The organism is Marinobacter shengliensis, assembly GCF_003007715.1.
In the GTDB taxonomy this organism is placed as follows: domain Bacteria; phylum Pseudomonadota; class Gammaproteobacteria; order Pseudomonadales; family Oleiphilaceae; genus Marinobacter; species Marinobacter shengliensis.
In genome coordinates, this window is sequence record NZ_PXNO01000027.1 from 63286 (window position 1) to 79400 (window position 16115).

Annotated in this window: 14 protein-coding genes; 1 reads left to right on the top strand and 13 read right to left on the bottom strand. The window is 49.8% G+C overall.

Annotated elements, in window-relative coordinates:
- Positions 1 to 2 precede the first annotated feature (2 nt).
- From C7H10_RS13510 to C7H10_RS13555, 10 genes are all read right to left on the bottom strand, one after another.
- Positions 3 to 1181, bottom strand: a complete 1179-nt coding sequence (locus C7H10_RS13510; RefSeq protein ID WP_106695312.1) for a restriction endonuclease subunit S — start codon at positions 1179 to 1181, stop codon at positions 3 to 5.
- Positions 1182 to 2672: a type I restriction-modification system subunit M gene (locus tag C7H10_RS13515; RefSeq protein ID WP_106695313.1), complete on the bottom strand. Its 1491-nt coding sequence runs from the start codon at positions 2670 to 2672 to the stop codon at positions 1182 to 1184. It abuts the gene before it with no gap.
- Entirely contained in the window at positions 2669 to 4168 is a 1500-nt protein-coding gene (locus C7H10_RS13520; protein WP_106695314.1) for a type I restriction-modification system subunit M, read from the bottom strand. Before C7H10_RS13520 ends, C7H10_RS13515 begins: the two co-directional genes overlap by 4 nt.
- A gap of 169 nt (positions 4169 to 4337) precedes the next feature.
- Positions 4338 to 5234: a hypothetical protein gene (locus C7H10_RS13525; RefSeq protein ID WP_106695315.1), complete on the bottom strand. Its 897-nt coding sequence runs from the start codon at positions 5232 to 5234 to the stop codon at positions 4338 to 4340.
- A 64-nt stretch (positions 5235 to 5298) separates the two neighbouring features.
- Positions 5299 to 5886: a glyoxalase superfamily protein gene (locus C7H10_RS13530; RefSeq protein ID WP_106695316.1), complete on the bottom strand. Its 588-nt coding sequence runs from the start codon at positions 5884 to 5886 to the stop codon at positions 5299 to 5301.
- A 212-nt stretch (positions 5887 to 6098) separates the two neighbouring features.
- Complete coding sequence (locus C7H10_RS13535; RefSeq protein WP_106695317.1) at positions 6099 to 7469, bottom strand: TnsD family Tn7-like transposition protein; 1371 nt, start codon at positions 7467 to 7469, stop codon at positions 6099 to 6101.
- A 4-nt stretch (positions 7470 to 7473) separates the two neighbouring features.
- On the bottom strand, positions 7474 to 8421 hold the full coding sequence (locus C7H10_RS19480) for a TniQ family protein (protein WP_106695318.1): 948 nt from the start codon (positions 8419 to 8421) through the stop codon (positions 7474 to 7476).
- Between the two features lies 1 nt (position 8422).
- Positions 8423 to 9835 (bottom strand): AAA family ATPase, encoded by a 1413-nt coding sequence (locus C7H10_RS13545; protein WP_106695319.1) that lies wholly within the window; start codon positions 9833 to 9835, stop codon positions 8423 to 8425.
- The gene (locus C7H10_RS13550; protein WP_167392912.1) at positions 9819 to 11900 is read right to left on the bottom strand and encodes a DDE-type integrase/transposase/recombinase; all 2082 of its coding nucleotides are present in this window, start codon (positions 11898 to 11900) and stop codon (positions 9819 to 9821) included. The genes C7H10_RS13545 and C7H10_RS13550 overlap by 17 nt, the downstream gene beginning before the upstream one ends.
- Before the next feature lie 107 nt (positions 11901 to 12007).
- Entirely contained in the window at positions 12008 to 12805 is a 798-nt protein-coding gene (locus C7H10_RS13555) for a TnsA endonuclease N-terminal domain-containing protein (protein WP_106695321.1), read from the bottom strand.
- Positions 12806 to 13108: 303 nt separating this feature from the next.
- Between C7H10_RS13555 and C7H10_RS13560 the strand changes: the two genes are divergently transcribed.
- Positions 13109 to 13414: a hypothetical protein gene (locus C7H10_RS13560; protein WP_106695322.1), complete on the top strand. Its 306-nt coding sequence runs from the start codon at positions 13109 to 13111 to the stop codon at positions 13412 to 13414.
- Positions 13415 to 13618: 204 nt separating this feature from the next.
- On the opposite strand, the gene C7H10_RS13565 is transcribed toward C7H10_RS13560, so the two are convergent.
- Genes C7H10_RS13565 through C7H10_RS13575 form a run of 3 tightly spaced genes read right to left on the bottom strand, consistent with a single transcriptional unit; the run spans position 13619 to position 15963 of the window.
- Positions 13619 to 14809, bottom strand: coding sequence for a BaiN/RdsA family NAD(P)/FAD-dependent oxidoreductase (locus tag C7H10_RS13565; protein ID WP_106695323.1), 1191 nt, complete (start codon positions 14807 to 14809; stop codon positions 13619 to 13621).
- A gap of 45 nt (positions 14810 to 14854) precedes the next feature.
- Positions 14855 to 15661 (bottom strand): PhzF family phenazine biosynthesis protein, encoded by an 807-nt coding sequence (locus C7H10_RS13570; RefSeq protein ID WP_106695324.1) that lies wholly within the window; start codon positions 15659 to 15661, stop codon positions 14855 to 14857.
- Positions 15658 to 15963, bottom strand: a complete 306-nt coding sequence (locus C7H10_RS13575; RefSeq protein ID WP_106695325.1) for a hypothetical protein — start codon at positions 15961 to 15963, stop codon at positions 15658 to 15660. The genes C7H10_RS13570 and C7H10_RS13575 overlap by 4 nt, the downstream gene beginning before the upstream one ends.
- Between the last annotated feature and the right edge of the window lie 152 nt (positions 15964 to 16115).

Consider the following 16115-nt stretch of genomic DNA (forward strand, 5'->3'; position numbering starts at 1 on the left):
GCCTAGTCAAATAAAAATGCGTTAGCGATGCTCTTATTCAAATCTTGAATATGTTTCTTGTGATTTGAATTAACGATTTCTAAAGTCTGATCTATCAAATTTGCAATTTTTTCCTGATGAAACTTAGGGGGCTTGGGGATTAGTACTTGCTTGAAAACATCAGTACTTAGCCGACAAGTCCCATGAGTTGCTGTCGTGACTTTAGAGAGAAAAAGATCCGCATTATGAATGAGCCAGTGCAGAACGAATCTAGGTGAAAAGTCTTCAGATAAGACCAACGCCTTGATATCTTGATTAAATGTCGATGTTTGGTGCGTAATCCCCACAGGAAAGGTATGTGCTAAAATCATTCCCCTAACGACAATAAGGATTGTATTTTCGTCCACAGAGCGAGTGCCGTTCCGGGCTCCTTCTTCTGTAACTGTTAATAAAGACTTTTTCAGCTCCGGAGATTTCATATCTTTAGGACTGAACCACGGAATATTTCCGTCCCAATACGTCTCCTTTGATTTCGATGGGGTGCCCCCACTTTGCCAATGTCCAACTTCCCACAGCGGAACTTGTTTCCACGTTTTGGAAGGTGATCCGAGATTTTCTGGAATACTATTATTTGAGAAGAGATGGTGCCGTAAATTTTTTATTAATAACTGGCCACTCGTGGTCAAAGAGTCAAATTTTTCAGAGACTTTTAGAGCCTGTTTAAGAATTGCAGCCACTCGCTTTTGACTCTCAATGTCGGGTAATTGAAATTCCTGATTTTCAAGTGTTTTCCATTTAATTGTTGGCGAAAGTGAACCCTCTGAAATTGATTTTGCGCGCTTCATGAACGCGTCAGACTGCATAAAAAAGGGTAGAAAATCCGGGACTATTTTTTCTTTCTTTGGTTCGAGGACCATAGCATGAGCCGAGCATATGCAATCGCAATCCGCAATAGCTAATTTTCGCTGATACGCTCTCCGCTTTCCGAAGATGATTTGCCCTTTTTTTACCAATAGTTTTTGACCTTTAACATCAGCTGGGTTGCCGTGGCGCTTAATCCTCAAGCTATTAGGATCAAGGTGCTCTAACCCTATATAGATATCAAGATCTGTTTCGCTGGGCTCGACTCTCTTAGAGATGTTTTTGGCAATATCACCAAACTTTACTTTTCTCCAGCCCTTCAGTTTTACCTGGTCAGTCATTTATTGCTCCGCCTTGCATGCGGTGTTACATACCTGATTCGAAAGGATTTCGAATAATTCGTTAGTCTGTTTTTTTAATTGCACACGGCTGACTTTCCATGCCTCAATAGCGTGCTGAGCATCAGGCACCTCGTGGTTGTCGGGTGTTTGCACATACAAGGGTATCGATAAGTTAAACAGGTTTTTTTCAATGGTATCTATGCCAACGAGAGCGGTGATGCCACTTTGCTGCTCAGGCGTAAAGAAGGCCGCGCATAGCGATTCGAGGTCATCATTTGATAAACGACTATGTGCGCGCTCGCGTGTGACAAGGTCCACACCATTGATAAATAGGATCTTGCCTTTTCGCTCACCTGATTTGTTGGAGTTAAGTACCACAACGCATGATTCCATCGGCGAATTGTAGAAGAGATTGGGTCCTAATCCGATCACTGCCTCGATAATGTCCGATTCAATAACCTGTTTGCGTATGCCTTGCTCGGAGTCCCTGAACAATACGCCGTGAGGCCAAAGCATGGCGGCACGTCCGGTGTCAGGTTTCAGGCTCTTGATGATATGGGTGAAAAACGCGTAGTCGGCACAGCCTTGAGGAGGCACTCCGTAAAGATTACGGCCATACGGGTCTGCGGCAAACTTGTCACGGTTCCATTTTTTGATGGAGTAGGGTGGATTCGCAAAAATGACATCAAACTGTTTGAGCCGATCGTTCTCTACAAACTTGGGATCGCCGAGCGTGTCACCGCGCAGAACGTCAAATTCCTCAATGTCATGGAGGAACATGTTCATGCGGGCGATGGCGGAGGTGAGCAGGTTTACTTCCTGGCCGAAGAGTTTTACTGATCGCCATTCCTTTCCCTGGCTTCGAAGATCCATAACTGCGTTTAACAGCATGCCTCCAGTACCACAGGTCGGGTCGTAAGCAGTCTCGCCGGGTTTAAGCCCCATAATCCTCGTCATTAAGTGGACTACGGTCCGGTTTGTGTAGAATTCAGCAGCCGTGTGGCCAGAGTCATCTGCAAATTTCTTAATGAGGTATTCATAGGCTTCACCCAGATCGTCCTGATTGGCCGATTTGATGCCCAGCGGGATTTTGCTGAAGTGTTGGATGAGGTCGGCGAGAAGGTGGTCAGGCAGGCGTTCTTTGTTCGTCCACTGGGCATCACCAAATACGCCGTGCAGTCTCTCGTTCTTAGCTTCGATGAGCCTGAGGGCGCTCTGGATAGCTTCACCGATATTTTTGCTGGTATTGCGGACCCTTTCCCATCGTGCCTCTTCCGGAATATCAAATCGGTGGAACATGGGCATCGTGGCGTAGTGAGCGTCGCCGTCACTTAGCTCTAATGCCTCGGTATACTCGTCTAGGTAGACGTCCGAAAGGCGTTTGTAGAAAAGCAAAGGGAAAATATACTGCTTGTAGTCAGACGCATCGATCTGGCCACGTAGGAACTCGGCAGCGCCCCAGAGAAGGTCTTCCAACTGTCGTTTGTTCATAGCTCGAAGCCCTCCTTTACCAATAGTTCCTCAAGCTCCTGCTCCGCTTTTTCCAGGTCAGTCAGTTTTTCCTGAAAATCCTTCAAAGCTTCCTCGACAGAGATTGACTCTTCCTCAAGAGGATTTTGAACGTATCGCGCAATGTTCAGATTGAAGTCGTTCTCGGCAATTTCAGACAGTGGAACCCAACGAGCTTTGCCTTCAACTGGTTGCCCAGCGGGGCCAGAGGCCTCTTGATCGCTGTAGATTTCGAAGATTTGGTCGGCTTGAGCGTTTGATAAGGTGTTCTGTGCTCGGCCCTTGGTGAAAATTTCTTCTGCGTTAATGACCAGCACATGGTCTTGATGATCGGCTGGGCGCTGTTTGCGCAGCACAAGAATACAGGCCGGTATCCCGGTGCCGTAAAACAGGTTAGGCGCAACGCCGATGATGGCCTCGATTCTGTTCTCTTGCAGAAGCGTTGTTCGGATTTTGCCTTCTGCGCCCCCTCGAAATAAAACTCCATGGGGGAGTACAACGGCCATGCGACCTTGGTCGTTGAGGGAAGCAAACATATGCTGAACCCAAGCAAAATCACCATTGGTTTTCGGAGCTAGTCCGTATGCATTTCGGTCGTAAGGGTCGCTCGACCAGAGGTTTTGCCCCCACTCTTTGAGACTGAAAGGAGGGTTGGCGATTACGCAATCGAATGTTTCGAGTCGGTCATTAATCAAGAATTTGGGTTGCCGCAGTGTATCGCCTCGCACGATTTCAAAATCTTCCTGACCATGCAGGAATAGGTTCATCCTCGCGATGGCCTCGGTGGTCAGGTTCTTCTCCTGCCCTTTAATCCTGAGTAAGCGCGGATCGCCGCCATTTTCACGGACGTGGTGAATGGTTTCGAGCAGCATTCCTCCCGTACCGCAAGCCGGGTCGTAGACGCTTTCTCCTGCCTTGGGATCAAGGATGTTCACCATCAGCCGGACGATGGTTCGTGGCGTATAGAACTCCCCAGCTTTCTTGTTGGCTTTGTCTGCAAACCTCTTAATCAGGTATTCGTATGCGCGCCCCATGTCGTCATCACGTACGCTGCGGACACCAAGATTAACCTGGTTGAAGTGGTTCAGCAGCGTGGCCAGCAATTCATCTGGCAGACGGTCTTTGTTGGTCCAGCTCGCATCCCCGAATATCCCGTGGAGTTTGTCGTTCGCCAGCTCAATCCCGCGAAAGGCGTCCTTGAGCGCCTGACCGATGTCTTTGGTCTGTTCAAATACATGCTGCCAGTGGCACTCAGGTGGAATCTGAATGCGGTGGAACATGCTCTGTGCGGCCAGGTCTCTGTCTCCAACCTTCTCCATGGCGTCGGCGAACTCTTCGTCGTAGACGTCACAGATCCGTTTGAAGAACAGAATCGGGAAGATGTAGGTCTTGTAGTCAGAAGCGTCGATGGGTCCGGTGATGATATGCGCGGCGTGCCAAAGGTGGGCTTCGAGGTCCTTGAGGTTGATCAGTGTCATGGGTGCTGAATAATCCGTTACTGCTCGAATCGGAGGAGAGAGCTATAGTGTTTGGGTGCTCTCATTCTGTATTTCTTCTTGTTGGAGATGGTAGCAAATCTGGAGGGCAGAAAGGGGATGCGTTTCAAAATGCCCTTGGTGGAATTCGAACGCTATGGGAGCTTGAGTTTTATGCAGAGTCCAGAGCTGATGCAAGCTGCTGAAGGAAGTTTTGATCTGGTTCGGGCAGGCGGTCCCTGGGATTTATGATCCACTCAGTGGCAACCGTCGGCAGGTTCTTTTCTTCGACGCTTGCCATTGTCGAGAGCCGAACCAGTGTTCCCATAATCCTTTTGTCTCGCTCTCTATAAACCTTCTCCCATTGGTGTCTTTGCTGTTTGATGAAGTTTTCGATATGACGTGCCATATCAGCGCGTAAAGTGTCTTCATCAGGCTTGACTAAGATTTTGCTTCCGTCATTCCCAAGTTTCGAGATATCGATGGCCACCAGCCCCTTGTGAGCGCTGCCGGGGTTTCGCTTGAAAGCCCTTTCAAGCTGCCTGGATGCATCGCGAATATTTGCTTCGAGTTTGTCGAAACTGGTGATTCTTTTACATTCAATCCAGACCTTGTTATCCCATGCCTTGAATCCTGTGTCGGTTTTCGCATCGAGCATTGCCGTCACGCCTCGTTCAGGGTGATGCAACCGGGCTGCAACAAGGGCTTCAAATAGAAAGTTACGAGCAATAGTGGTGCGGGGCTGCTCATCTTGCCTCCTGACAGGACCATTGAGCGCCTTGGACAGCTTCTCTTTGATCGATTCGAGCTGGCTCGGTGGCAGGGTGTGGAACTTCCGAAATACGGCTACCAAGTCATCTGCATCCTGAATTGCATTGATGAATTCGGCGAAGCCGTTTCGAACGGCCTCATCATTGTCGGACAGGTAGTTATCTTTCCAATGTCCGAGATTTCTATGGTACTGACGGATTCTTCCGCGATTAGGATCCAGCCCGAGGCTTTCAATCCATTCAATGGTTGAGGAAAGTTCTTCATAGGCTTCTGCATAGGTAGCGGTTTGAATTGCCATTTCGATGTCCTTGCGAATTCATAGCTTGGCGGCAGAGAAATGCAGCCAAGCATTGGAGGGCTACTTAGCTTCCGAAAACAGGAAGTGGATTTTCATAACCTTTTTCAAACTCATAGAGTTTGCCTTGGAACCACACGTAAAACGCAGGCCAGAACGATCTTTCATCAAGTAGTTTGAGCACCTGATCCAGTGATTCGACGGAGACCTTTTCACTCAGGCGGAAATACATGTTGTCGTGAAGGTTGGTGTGAAACCATTCCTCGAACTCGTCATTGGTCATGGTCTCAGAGGGAAGCCGGCCAAGTTCATCATCTGGGTCTGGGCCCGACCACATCATCTTTCGAAAAGATTGGGCGCAGACCATGGGAAGAAACTCATCGTAGATGAACGTCCCGTCCTCAGTGACTGAGTCGAAAGAGTCCATTCCATCCTTCATATCCATGCCGATAATTGCGCCGGACTTCAGGGCCTTTTCTGCGGGTTGAAGAAGAACGTTGGCCTGTGTGGCCTGGTGCCAGTTTGCGAAACCTGCTTTTTGAGCGGCGAGTTCCAATGCCTCTGTATGGGTGATCGATAGGCGGCGCTTGTATTGCTTAGCTATTTGCTTGAGCTGTTGAACGGTTTTAGACGAAACAACGGTCGTTACACTCATGAGTATTTCCTCTGTTAGCGAAAGTTATGGTGCCCACTGCCATGATTCGCGGAGAAAATCAGAGCGTAAGAAAAGGTTGTTAAGGGTTGTCCCGTCCGGGTTCGCTATAGTGGGCAGCGTGCGTCAACCTCGCAGCCAGAATCTTCTCCGACTTTAGGGATAATTTCAACATGTAATGTCTGCCGTCACCAAACTGCTTGATTTGTGGATTTTTATTTCGGTTGACCCACTTTCTTGAGGTTTCCTTTGGCGAGCTGGTCTTTAATGAGGTTGTGGGTTTTTGGCAGGTTTCCCAGAAACTTTGTGAGCCAGCGATGCCCGCCAAGCAAGATGTCTAGCTCTGAAACGGATATTGGCTCTGATAGTTGAAGTGTTTGCTCTTTAACCGTTTTGCACACCTTTTCATCGAGGGCATGCCAGTTTTTTTCTGGGCGTTGCGGTGGCATCGGTGACGGCAGCTGCCGCTCTAGCCAATCCCTGTCATTGTGGTAAAGCCAGAAAAAGTCCGAATTCCTTGCTGCTTTGATGTCTTTCCGGATCGCAAATGGATGTCCGTCCATATAGTCACGGATGGAGCGTCGGCGCGTCTCCCGCTTGCTGAAAAAATCATCTCCATGGGTGTGGCTATTTCCAGAAGTTGGCACTCCAAAGCCAGGGAGGATGAGCTGTTCTTCCTCGTCGGCGTCCCAAAACAAATTAGCATCTCCCTCGAACAGCCATTCTGCGAAAAGCAGATGTTTGATGGGGTGTGTTGGGAAATGTGTCTTTGCGCGCAGAAGAGGGCCTACGAATTCGAATGTTAGTAACTGGTCCGTACATTCGAACTGGTGGGTGCAGGTTTTTTCCAGTGTTGCCCAGTGAGTTCTCAGCGCCGGTATGACTCTCCTGATACGCACATTGCCGTTTTTGGTTAACAGGCCTTTTTTATTCAGCTGGATTCTATAGGCTCTTCGGTAATCGGGGAATCGTTGCCGAATTTGTAGCTGCTGGATTACGGAAGCGCCAAAACAGGAAAGCTTCACCGAAGCGTTGTCGGCGGGGAGTGCATTCACGTCGGAGCGAGGCAAAATCAATGAACGATCTAGCGAAAAGTCACTTATGGCTGTACAGAATAATTGTGATGCATGGGTTGGGCAGGCATTCACGCCGGGCAGTTGGTGACTGTTTCGGAAGTATCCAACGCCTATCTGCTTCAAGTCTTCGGCCACGCACACCGGACAATGCTTGTGGCCGGTCGTAAACTTGAGCTTCGACTGAGGGAGCCCCGCCTTTTCGCCTACATGGCTGCCAAAATTCAGAAACATCGCACGTTTTAGTTCCTGAGCCCTTTTCGGCGTTATGAAACTCGCGAATAGAGGGTAGAGCGTGTGGTTCCAGAGTAGTGCTTCAGGCGACAACCTGAAGTAATGCCCAGTTCTCTGTAGATGCGACGGTAAATAGGCGTTGATCCTGGCTCTACGGGACGAATACAGCGCTGAGTAAGATGCGGACTCGTTCGCGTTCCCTGTGAGGAGGTGGTATCGGCTAACGAGGCTATAAACAGTCTCTTCTGGCAACGGCTGGATATGAATTGAGCAGGTCATATCGTCAAAGCTCGCGAGACCATTCGGCGGGGTGAGGCGATAAGCCCGCAGCCCAGATCGGTAGTAGGTAATAAATGGGGTGCCGTATTTTGGGATCCGTTGATTCAAAGGTTGTTCGGATGAAGTTTGGTCGCGCTCTACCCCGGTAGGTTAATCGGTCGCCCTGATAGAATTCGAAGATTGTCTCCAGTAGCGGTATGCTCGCAACGTCCTCTACGTAACCAAGGATTTCCTCATACCTTTGGGCTCTTGCCCATCCGGGCTTTCTAGGTACTCTCCAGACCTTTTCAAAGGTTGCTATAAGAACCTCAAGGCCGACCCAGCTGCCAGACGCCTGACAGCTCGCGAATAATTCCATTAGCCAGCACTCCCAGCGATTCTCGATCAAAGTGGCACTACCTTGGACAGTGTTTTCGTGGGCATCTCGAGGTAGCTGGAAATCGTTTAGGGTTTTTAGCCCAGAGCTGAGTAGCGGTGCCTGATGGATTTTGCACCGCATGATTGACGGTATTTGATGACTCAGGTGCCAGTAACCGAAGCCCACTTCTCGCGTGTCCGTCTTGATGCATTCGTTGCAGAACCTCCAAGACTTGTCGAATGTGAGCATTCGGTCATTCATGAGAGTCTTGGGGGCAGGAATGGAAGATTGATCGTTATCCCAAGCACTGAGCAATTGGTCTTGGATTTTAGATGGTAGGGATAGCCTCGAGAGTGGAACGAGCGTGTGGCCCCGAGCAACCTTGCTCAGCGGTTGCCTGAGCAAGGTTGCGGCAGTCTTGAGCGCCGTATGAAAGGTTTGGTTGGAAATGTCCTGCGGCTTCATGGGGCCTGCCGCCAATCCGAGCTGTTCTTTCGTGCGATCGATCGTAGAGTTGCCTGCAATCTGGTGATATCGGGCAAAAATGGAGAACAAGTGCTCGTCGGGCATCAAAGCGGGGAAAAACGAAGTCATTCTATTCAGCCTCTACACCTAGAAGCTCCGCGCCTTTGCCTTCTGCAATTTTTGCGTTAAGGTCCGCGCGTACTCTCAAAAGTTTGTGTTTTATCGTCGGAGATAGATTATTTTCGGTGATCACGTCATCGATGTGATTTTTTAGTTGTTTGGCAGCGGGTCCCCGGAAATCTTCTGATTTTGCCAAGTTATTGAGATGAACGATCGGCACTGATTTGGTCGCGCCTCCAACCCAGACTGAAACTGGAAGCAGATCCTCGTACTGGCTGGGATTTCCCTTGCGCAGGGAAGATAAAGCACGTCTCAACAATCCGAAGTGTTGCTTGTAGACTTTTCTCAGGGTTGAATCTGAAATGGATTCTTTTCCTGCTGAGATTGCTTCAAGGTTTGCAAGCTGCATAAGTTTGAAAAGGCAGAACGGAATTCCTTGGGAAAGCTCGTAAAGTGTACTCTCGAGTTTCTGGTCTAGTCGCTTGGGTTTTTTCACCCACTGGAAGTTCCAAACGGCGCGGACAAGGGTATTCCAATCCGGTTCGTCATACTTTAGCTGCCCCAGTTCATAAAACCCGGCGCTTCCAGCGCGTCTTCCCGACCTGAATTTTGCGCTGAAAAGACGCAGAGCTGCTGGCGTGCCGACCTTAATTATTGGGATTTTTGCGTTGTTGGTTATCGAGTCGAAGAACTGGAGTATGACTTCGTCACCTCCTGCCTTCGCAACGTTTAGATTTTGAAACTCATCTATAATAATCATTCCGACGCAATGACTTGCACAGATCTGATGGATAGCAGTTTCCAACTCGCTAATGCCTTTCCGGCTGTTGCTATACTGCTCGTAGTAGTTGGTTCCGAGTGCCTCATCCAAAGCAAAAAAGAAGCTCAAACATAACGCCTTTCGAACCGCATCCGGTGGAATCTCGACCTTCAAATACACAAGTTGCTTTTGTAGGTAGGGTTCGTCGTTGTAGTTTTCATGCTCAATGATCTGCGGGAAGCACGACAAGATACTGTTTATGAGCGTGCTTTTCCCTGCTCCAGACAAGCCGGTTATGAGTATCGAGTCCGCTGTCGTTTTGCTGTTGATCTGGACGTTTTGTGTTACTCCATAAAGCCATTCCCGACTCGCAGGTAACATTGGGTTTCTGTCCTGATACCCGGCAATTAACGTTGTGTACATGGTTGCGTAGACGTCTTGGTAAACCGAGAGCGGAATAACGCAGCGCTCTAAACGTTTGATGAGAAGTTCTCGGTCGAAATCGTCCCAATCGCGCTGAGCAGGCTCGAAACCCGGTAGTCTGGCTACCGCAGTGATGAGCCCATCAGGCGAAAGCCGACGCGGAATAGCTTCAATGAGCGGGTTACCCTGGTTTTCTTCCAACCGTTGTGGTGAGTATTCTGCTTTAGCTGTCGTGGTCATCGGTGCTCCCGAAAAGGTTGTTCATTGCATCTTGGTGTGCGGTGTTGCGCTTGGATTCCTGTTGCAGGGTTTGATTTTCCTCTGTCGATTCAGGCTCTTGCTCCTCGGAAAGACCGAATACTGACCACGTGGCATTTCGGAGACGCTCTCGCTCTCGTTGCTGTTCTTGCCCTATTTCGAATTGCCGGTTTTCAGTTAGTGATTGTTTCTTAATCTCCGCAGTGGTTAGTTTTACCTGCGAGGCTTGTGCCTCCTTAATCAGATTTCGTGTGTTTTCGTTCAGTGACAGCTCGGAACTCAAGACCTCGGGCATTCTCATAACTCGCTCGTTGTGTTCACGAGAAAGCTGGCTCTCGGCTTCATCGAAGGAACACCCTTCGAACCTGTTGAAACTGGATTTCCGAGTGGCGAGCTTGAGGCCCTCTGGAGTGCAAAGATAAATGTGCTCCGTACTGTGACGCATGAAGCGAACATCAAGTTTCTTGGCGCGATTGCGGTTGGATAGTTGGTTCTGGAGTCCACTCGCGAGCGCCCAATCGGAGACGTACCAGAACTTTCTGAAGTAGACCCCCTCTCGATGCACGGAAGCTTCTCCCTTCTCCAATAGATGCAGGTATAAGTGTTCCTCTGGGACGGCCTTGCCCGTGAACGGGCGATTTTTGAGGCCCCAATTCCAAATATCCCTTCTACGTGGAGGGACGCCATCAGCCACCATTTGCTGGTTAAGTAAATCAGGCGAGCATTCTTGGATGTTGTTGTGGTGGAGGATGTAGTCGATCAGGCGATCGTAAAGCTCCGGCAGTGTTATGGCCGCGCTGAGCTTCGGGTCCTTTACACCCCTGGTTTTTGATTCTTTTGTAACGAATCCCGGAAGGCGTGATATTGTTTTCTTGTTGAAGTGGTCGAAGGATTTTTCGACCAATCCTTTGTCGTCTCCTCTGTAGGGGCGTCCAAAAAGAACTGTAATGCCCAAATCCGGGTGGAGGCTCTCCGAAAGCTCCGAGTTCAATTCAGCGTTGTCGCCGAGCAGCTTTATACATGGCACTGCCATTGGCCATACATGCTCATCGATGAGCTTGACGCCCACTTCCTCGCAGAATGACACCTTGGATCGGAAGGCATTGAATAGAGCAAGCGCCATTCCATGCCATGAGGGTGGTGCCAACGTAAGGAGGATGCCTACAATGGCCTCGGAGAATACATCCACAACAGAATAGAGGGTTGGTCTGCCCACAATCAGCTTCCTAAATTTGTCAAACTGAGAAACTAGGTAGATGTCGGTTACTGTTGCGTCTATTTGATAAACTTCTCCTGGGCCACTGGCCCGAACATGATCGCCCGATCTGCCTTTTAGGTCTTTGTCGTACTTACTTTTGCTCATTCTCAGGCGTTCAGGATTAATCCCAGTTTCTCTTACGAAAGTGTCCTTCCAGCTTTTGAACTGGCTTAGCGGGGGATAGTTCTTTTCGCCTTGAGGCAGTCGGAACTCTATTTTCCCATTTGGAAGTAGGTACCTGTCCGCAGAATACTGTAGCGCTAGAAACTTTTCGTATGCTTCACGTAATGGTGGTGCCCCGGGTACAAAATAGTATTTCTCCAAAACCCTCTTCAGGTTTCGCTCGTCTTCAGGGGTTTTTACTTTATGAGGCTGGTTAGGCGAGCGTGGGGGGCGGCCCAGCTTTGCACCGGTTGATCTTCGTCTTTTACTTGCTGAACGCTGATACTTCGGCAGTAGTGCGTTTTTGGTTTGTCCCCGACGTAAATATAGGTATGTCCATTGGTAGATTTGGTACCTCGTCACACCGGCTTTCTGAGCAGCCTCCGCTACCAATTTGGAGTTGTACGTTGATAAAAGAAATTCCTCCAGGTTCTCGATTATTGGGTATATCGCGTTAAATATTTTGTTGCGTTTTTCGAGCGAGTTATTTCCGATCTGTGAATCAGCTAAATAGTATAATGCTTCCAGCTTCATCTCCGCCGTTGTAATGAGGTCTGTCTCAATCCAAGAAAGTAGGGTCGTCATGGGGAAGAGACTGGGTTTCCTTGGTTTGTTTTCGTAATTCATCAGGAAAACGCGGTTCGTAGGATAGTCACTGAATACGACTATCATCGCTTCTGAAAGTGGGCTCCGAGCGTTCGGTTCTAGTGGTACAAGTAATGTGTTGATGCTAATCACTGACAAAAAATACCTAATTCAGAAGCTGTTTTTTCGAGTTCAATTGGAGTGTTTAAATCGAAACCGATTTCTCGATGCCAGAGTAAATGAAAAAATATTGAAGATGAGGCTGTGTAATCTATTCCAAGTTCTTCTGAAATTTTTCTGATGATCTCACTAGTTTGATATCGATTTCTTGCTGACAACTTCTTTGAAAATACATGCTTCCAGCTTGTTATTATTTCCGAGCTTTCAGTTGGCGGACTGGCGTAATGCCTTAGAAGGCTGAGATTGGCGCTAGCAGTCGTTTTGATATCTCGGTCTAGCACTAAACACCAGTCTATTCCCTGTAACTCCCAGTAGGTCTTCTCCATGATTTGCTTTTGGACGGTTCGCTTGTTTCCTATGCTCTTGGCAGGCTTGACGGAATAGGCCTTCCATTCGCCACTATCAAGTTTGACAAGAAAATCCGTTGTAAGAATCATGTTCGTCGTCGTTCTTATATACCTTGGATGCTTTATCTCTAGGGCTTCCGAAATAAGTCGCGTCCTTGTTACAGGAAGAAGTGGAAACTGTTCGTATATCTCAATAACTTCTGGCCGGAACTCTAATAAGACAAAGAAAAGGTATTCATTTGTCGACAGGAAATGATGAACTCTTTTGGATTTAATGCCCTGGCACTTGTGTTTTGTTCCAAATGAGGCTACATCCCCGGTTTTTATGAAAGGTTCGTATTTTCCGGCACTCCATTCTTTTTCCCATTTGGTTACCCATCTATTCCTATCGTCTATAGTAATGTTTTTTCTTTTCTTCATTCTGACCACCCATTTGTCTGGCGATATGCTACCAGTGGCCGGTCCTTATTCTAAATACTTTATTTTCATAAGTTGTTGATTTAATTTCAATTAAAATAAATGGGCGTGATTTAAATTAATAAAAAATAAAGGTCAGTTAAGTATATGTATTTAATGGTCTTTGATTTTTTAATGTGTTCGCTTGTTGGTATTTTTTTGATGGCTCAAAAAAACCTATATATCGTTTTGGAATAATGAGGGTTTTACCAGTTGGCTTTCTTGAGGGTTTTATACTTGTTTTTGGATAGCAAAGAGGAGCGTTATATGGATGACAAAAGTAAATCACGGGAACTAGAGAGGCTTTCGAAATTGCACGATAAGTTTCTGGAATCCCTCGAGCCTACTCGAGGGCTCAAGTCTATTCACGTCGTTTCGGGATGCATAGAGCTGGGCACATGGCTGCTTTTGAGATGGGATCAGGAGGTCAGGACTAGGGGAGACTTCGTGTACATCTCTGATGCTCACTACAAACGGTCTGGACTCTACATCGACTACGACAGTCTTCAGGGTTTTGATTATGACGGCCTTGTCGACGCGCTCCTTGGAGAGGTGCCGCCATCATCCGGTTAATTTCATCTTTCGATGGTTAAAGATGGGCCCGCGCGTGTGGGCCTGCTTTGACTGAGAAACCCGATCTTTCGGGGCATAGCTCCGACCATTCCCTTTTAATGAAATTGCACGCATTCTAAGAATGTCTATAAACAATTATTGATTTGTCAGCTTTGTCTAAAAGTATTTATGTTTGTCTCAATCTGAATTATTTCAGGCCAGCGGTCAGGCCACGTTGCCTGCTGCCACACCGGAGGCCCACGCCCACTGGAAATTATGCCCGCCCAAGTGGCCTGTAACGTCCACCACTTCCCCGATAAAGTACAGGTTCGGATGCTCCAGGGCCGCCATGGTTTTGGAGGATAGCTGGCGAGTATCCACACCGCCCAGGGTCACTTCGGCGGTTCTGTAGCCCTCGGTACCTGCCGGCTTGATGGTCCAGTCGCCAAGCGTGCCGGCAACCTGTTCCAGTTCCTGGTTGCGATACCCCTGCAGTGGGCCGTTCCAGCCGTGCAGGTCGTTAAACGCCTGGGCGAATCGTTTTGGCAGGTGCTGGTTCAGATAGTGCGCGATGGTGGATTGCGGCTTGCTGTTGCGCAGGGCCAGCAGGTCTTCGTGAATGTTCTCAGCCGGCAGCAGGTTGATGTGTACCGCATCGCCTGGCTGCCAGTAACTGGACACTTGCAGCATGGCCGGGCCACTGAGGCCGCGATGGGTGACCAGCATGGGTTCCCGGAAGTGTTGCTGGTGACAGTGGGCGTCCACCGGGCAGCTAACGCCAGACAACGGCGCCAGTTGTTGCTTCAGTTCCGGGTGCAGGGTGAAGGGCACCAGCCCCGCGCGGGTGGGCAGCACGCTCAGGCCAAACTGCCTGGCAATCTCGTAACCAAAGCCGGTGGCACCCATGGTGGGAATCGACAGCCCACCGCAGGCTACGATCAGGGATTCGCAACCGAGTGTGCCACCACGGGTCTTCAGGGAGAAGCCCGAGCCTGCTTGCCGAATGTCGGACACCGACGTGTTCATGCGAATCTCGGCGCCGGCCCATTCGCACTCGGTCAGCAGCACGTTGAGAATGTCCTTCGCGCTGTCTTTGCAGAACAGTTGGCCCGGCGCTTTCTCTTCATACTCCACACCGTGGCGGTCCACCAGTTCCACAAAATCCTGCGGGGTATAGCGCTTTAGCGCGGAGATGCAGTAGTGCGGGTTGTCGGAGAGAAAGTTCGCAGGCGTGCTGTTCAGATTGGTGAAATTGCAGCGGCCACCGCCAGACATCAGGATCTTTTTGCCCGGTTTGTTGGCGTGATCCAGCACCAGTACTTTGCGGCCGCGATAACCGGCGGTGGCCGCGCACATCAGCCCGGCAGCGCCTGCGCCGATGATGATGACATCGTACCGGGATGTTGAACCTGCCATAGAACTGCCCACCACTCGTTGAAAATGGCGGGCAGTATATCAGCCTCAGGGCAGGTAAACGGCCCCTTCCATGTAAAACGCCGCCTGGCCGGCGATCGCTACCCGGTCACCTCTGAGCTCGCATCGCAGAACGCCACCGCGTGCAGAGAGTTGGCGGGCTTCCAGTGTTTGTTTGCCGAGCTGTTCAGCCCAGTAGGGCACCAGTACGCTGTGGATGGAGCCGGTTACCGGATCCTCATCAATACCCGCTCCTGGGGCGAAGTAACGGCTGACGAAATCGCACTGAGTCCCTGGCGCGGTAACGATCAGCCCCTGATTGCCCAGTTCTGCCAGCAATCCCAGGTTCGGGGCAGCCTCGGTCACTGCAGATTCTGAGTCCAGAACCACCATGTAGTTGGTGTCATTTGGCACGTAGAACGCCTGTTCGGGGGCGTTTGGCAGCGCTTTCCGGATTAACTCCGGGGTTGGTCGGGGTTCAAATGGCAGGTTGGGGAAGTCCAGTTCCAGCCAGTCATCGGAACGGCGGGTAACCGCCAGGGGGCCACTTTTCGACTGGAAACGAACTCTGTCTTGCTGCCAGCCAAGACGGTTGAACACCACCCAGGCCGACGCCAGGGTGGCATGTCCGCACAGTGGCACCTCTACCGTCGGGGTGAACCAGCGGATATGAAAATCCGCATCATCCTGCTCCGGGAGTGGCACCAGGAAAGCGGTCTCGGACAAATTGTTCTCCAGGGCAATGGCCTGCATCTGTTGCTCCGGAAGCCAGCTGTTCAGGGGCATCACCGCCGCAGGGTTTCCCCGGAACAGTTCATTGGTAAAAGCATCCACCTGGTAGATATCGGTCTTCATGGGTTGTCCTTGTGGGTTGTTAGTAGAACGCGTCTGGCTGGTGAGACTGAGATTCCATGTAGCTCCTGCTCACTGTAACAGTGAATCTCTGGCAGCGGCGCGGCGCCCCGAAGAACCCAGTGACGGTTGCCAACCGGTATCACACGGATGCCCTCACGGGCCAGGGCCTGCATGGCTGTCATCAGTGTGCCGGCGGTTGGCGTGCCCCCCGTGGCATAGAGGCCCAGTACATCGTTCCGGGTGGCGTGGTGAACGGGGCGCTGTGAACGCGAGTCGGGTTTTGGGATGGTTGCCGTTGCCATGATGAAACTCCTTTTCTGATTCAGGAACCATTATTGGTTTCATCGGATTTCCATAACAGATTCAGCTACAGTGTTATTGAATCGGTACAGATGCAGAAAAATGGAAACTGTACTGCCGAAAAAGCCGGGAAACTGTACTGCTCATAGTGGCG

What these genes read in the sequence shown, in the direction of transcription:
- C7H10_RS13510 (WP_106695312.1), bottom strand. Translation starts at nt 1,181, where the DNA reads ATGACTGACCAGGTAAAACTGAAGGGCTGGAGAAAAGTAAAGTTTGGT.
- C7H10_RS13515 (WP_106695313.1), bottom strand. Translation starts at nt 2,672, where the DNA reads ATGAACAAACGACAGTTGGAAGACCTTCTCTGGGGCGCTGCCGAGTTC.
- C7H10_RS13520 (WP_106695314.1), bottom strand. Translation starts at nt 4,168, where the DNA reads ATGACACTGATCAACCTCAAGGACCTCGAAGCCCACCTTTGGCACGCC.
- C7H10_RS13525 (WP_106695315.1), bottom strand. Translation starts at nt 5,234, where the DNA reads ATGGCAATTCAAACCGCTACCTATGCAGAAGCCTATGAAGAACTTTCC.
- C7H10_RS13530 (WP_106695316.1), bottom strand. Translation starts at nt 5,886, where the DNA reads ATGAGTGTAACGACCGTTGTTTCGTCTAAAACCGTTCAACAGCTCAAG.
- C7H10_RS13535 (WP_106695317.1), bottom strand. Translation starts at nt 7,469, where the DNA reads ATGACCTGCTCAATTCATATCCAGCCGTTGCCAGAAGAGACTGTTTAT.
- C7H10_RS19480 (WP_106695318.1), bottom strand. Translation starts at nt 8,421, where the DNA reads ATGACTTCGTTTTTCCCCGCTTTGATGCCCGACGAGCACTTGTTCTCC.
- C7H10_RS13545 (WP_106695319.1), bottom strand. Translation starts at nt 9,835, where the DNA reads ATGACCACGACAGCTAAAGCAGAATACTCACCACAACGGTTGGAAGAA.
- C7H10_RS13550 (WP_167392912.1), bottom strand. Translation starts at nt 11,900, where the DNA reads ATGAATTACGAAAACAAACCAAGGAAACCCAGTCTCTTCCCCATGACG.
- C7H10_RS13555 (WP_106695321.1), bottom strand. Translation starts at nt 12,805, where the DNA reads ATGAAGAAAAGAAAAAACATTACTATAGACGATAGGAATAGATGGGTA.
- C7H10_RS13560 (WP_106695322.1), top strand. Translation starts at nt 13,109, where the DNA reads ATGGATGACAAAAGTAAATCACGGGAACTAGAGAGGCTTTCGAAATTG.
- C7H10_RS13565 (WP_106695323.1), bottom strand. Translation starts at nt 14,809, where the DNA reads ATGGCAGGTTCAACATCCCGGTACGATGTCATCATCATCGGCGCAGGC.
- C7H10_RS13570 (WP_106695324.1), bottom strand. Translation starts at nt 15,661, where the DNA reads ATGAAGACCGATATCTACCAGGTGGATGCTTTTACCAATGAACTGTTC.
- C7H10_RS13575 (WP_106695325.1), bottom strand. Translation starts at nt 15,963, where the DNA reads ATGGCAACGGCAACCATCCCAAAACCCGACTCGCGTTCACAGCGCCCC.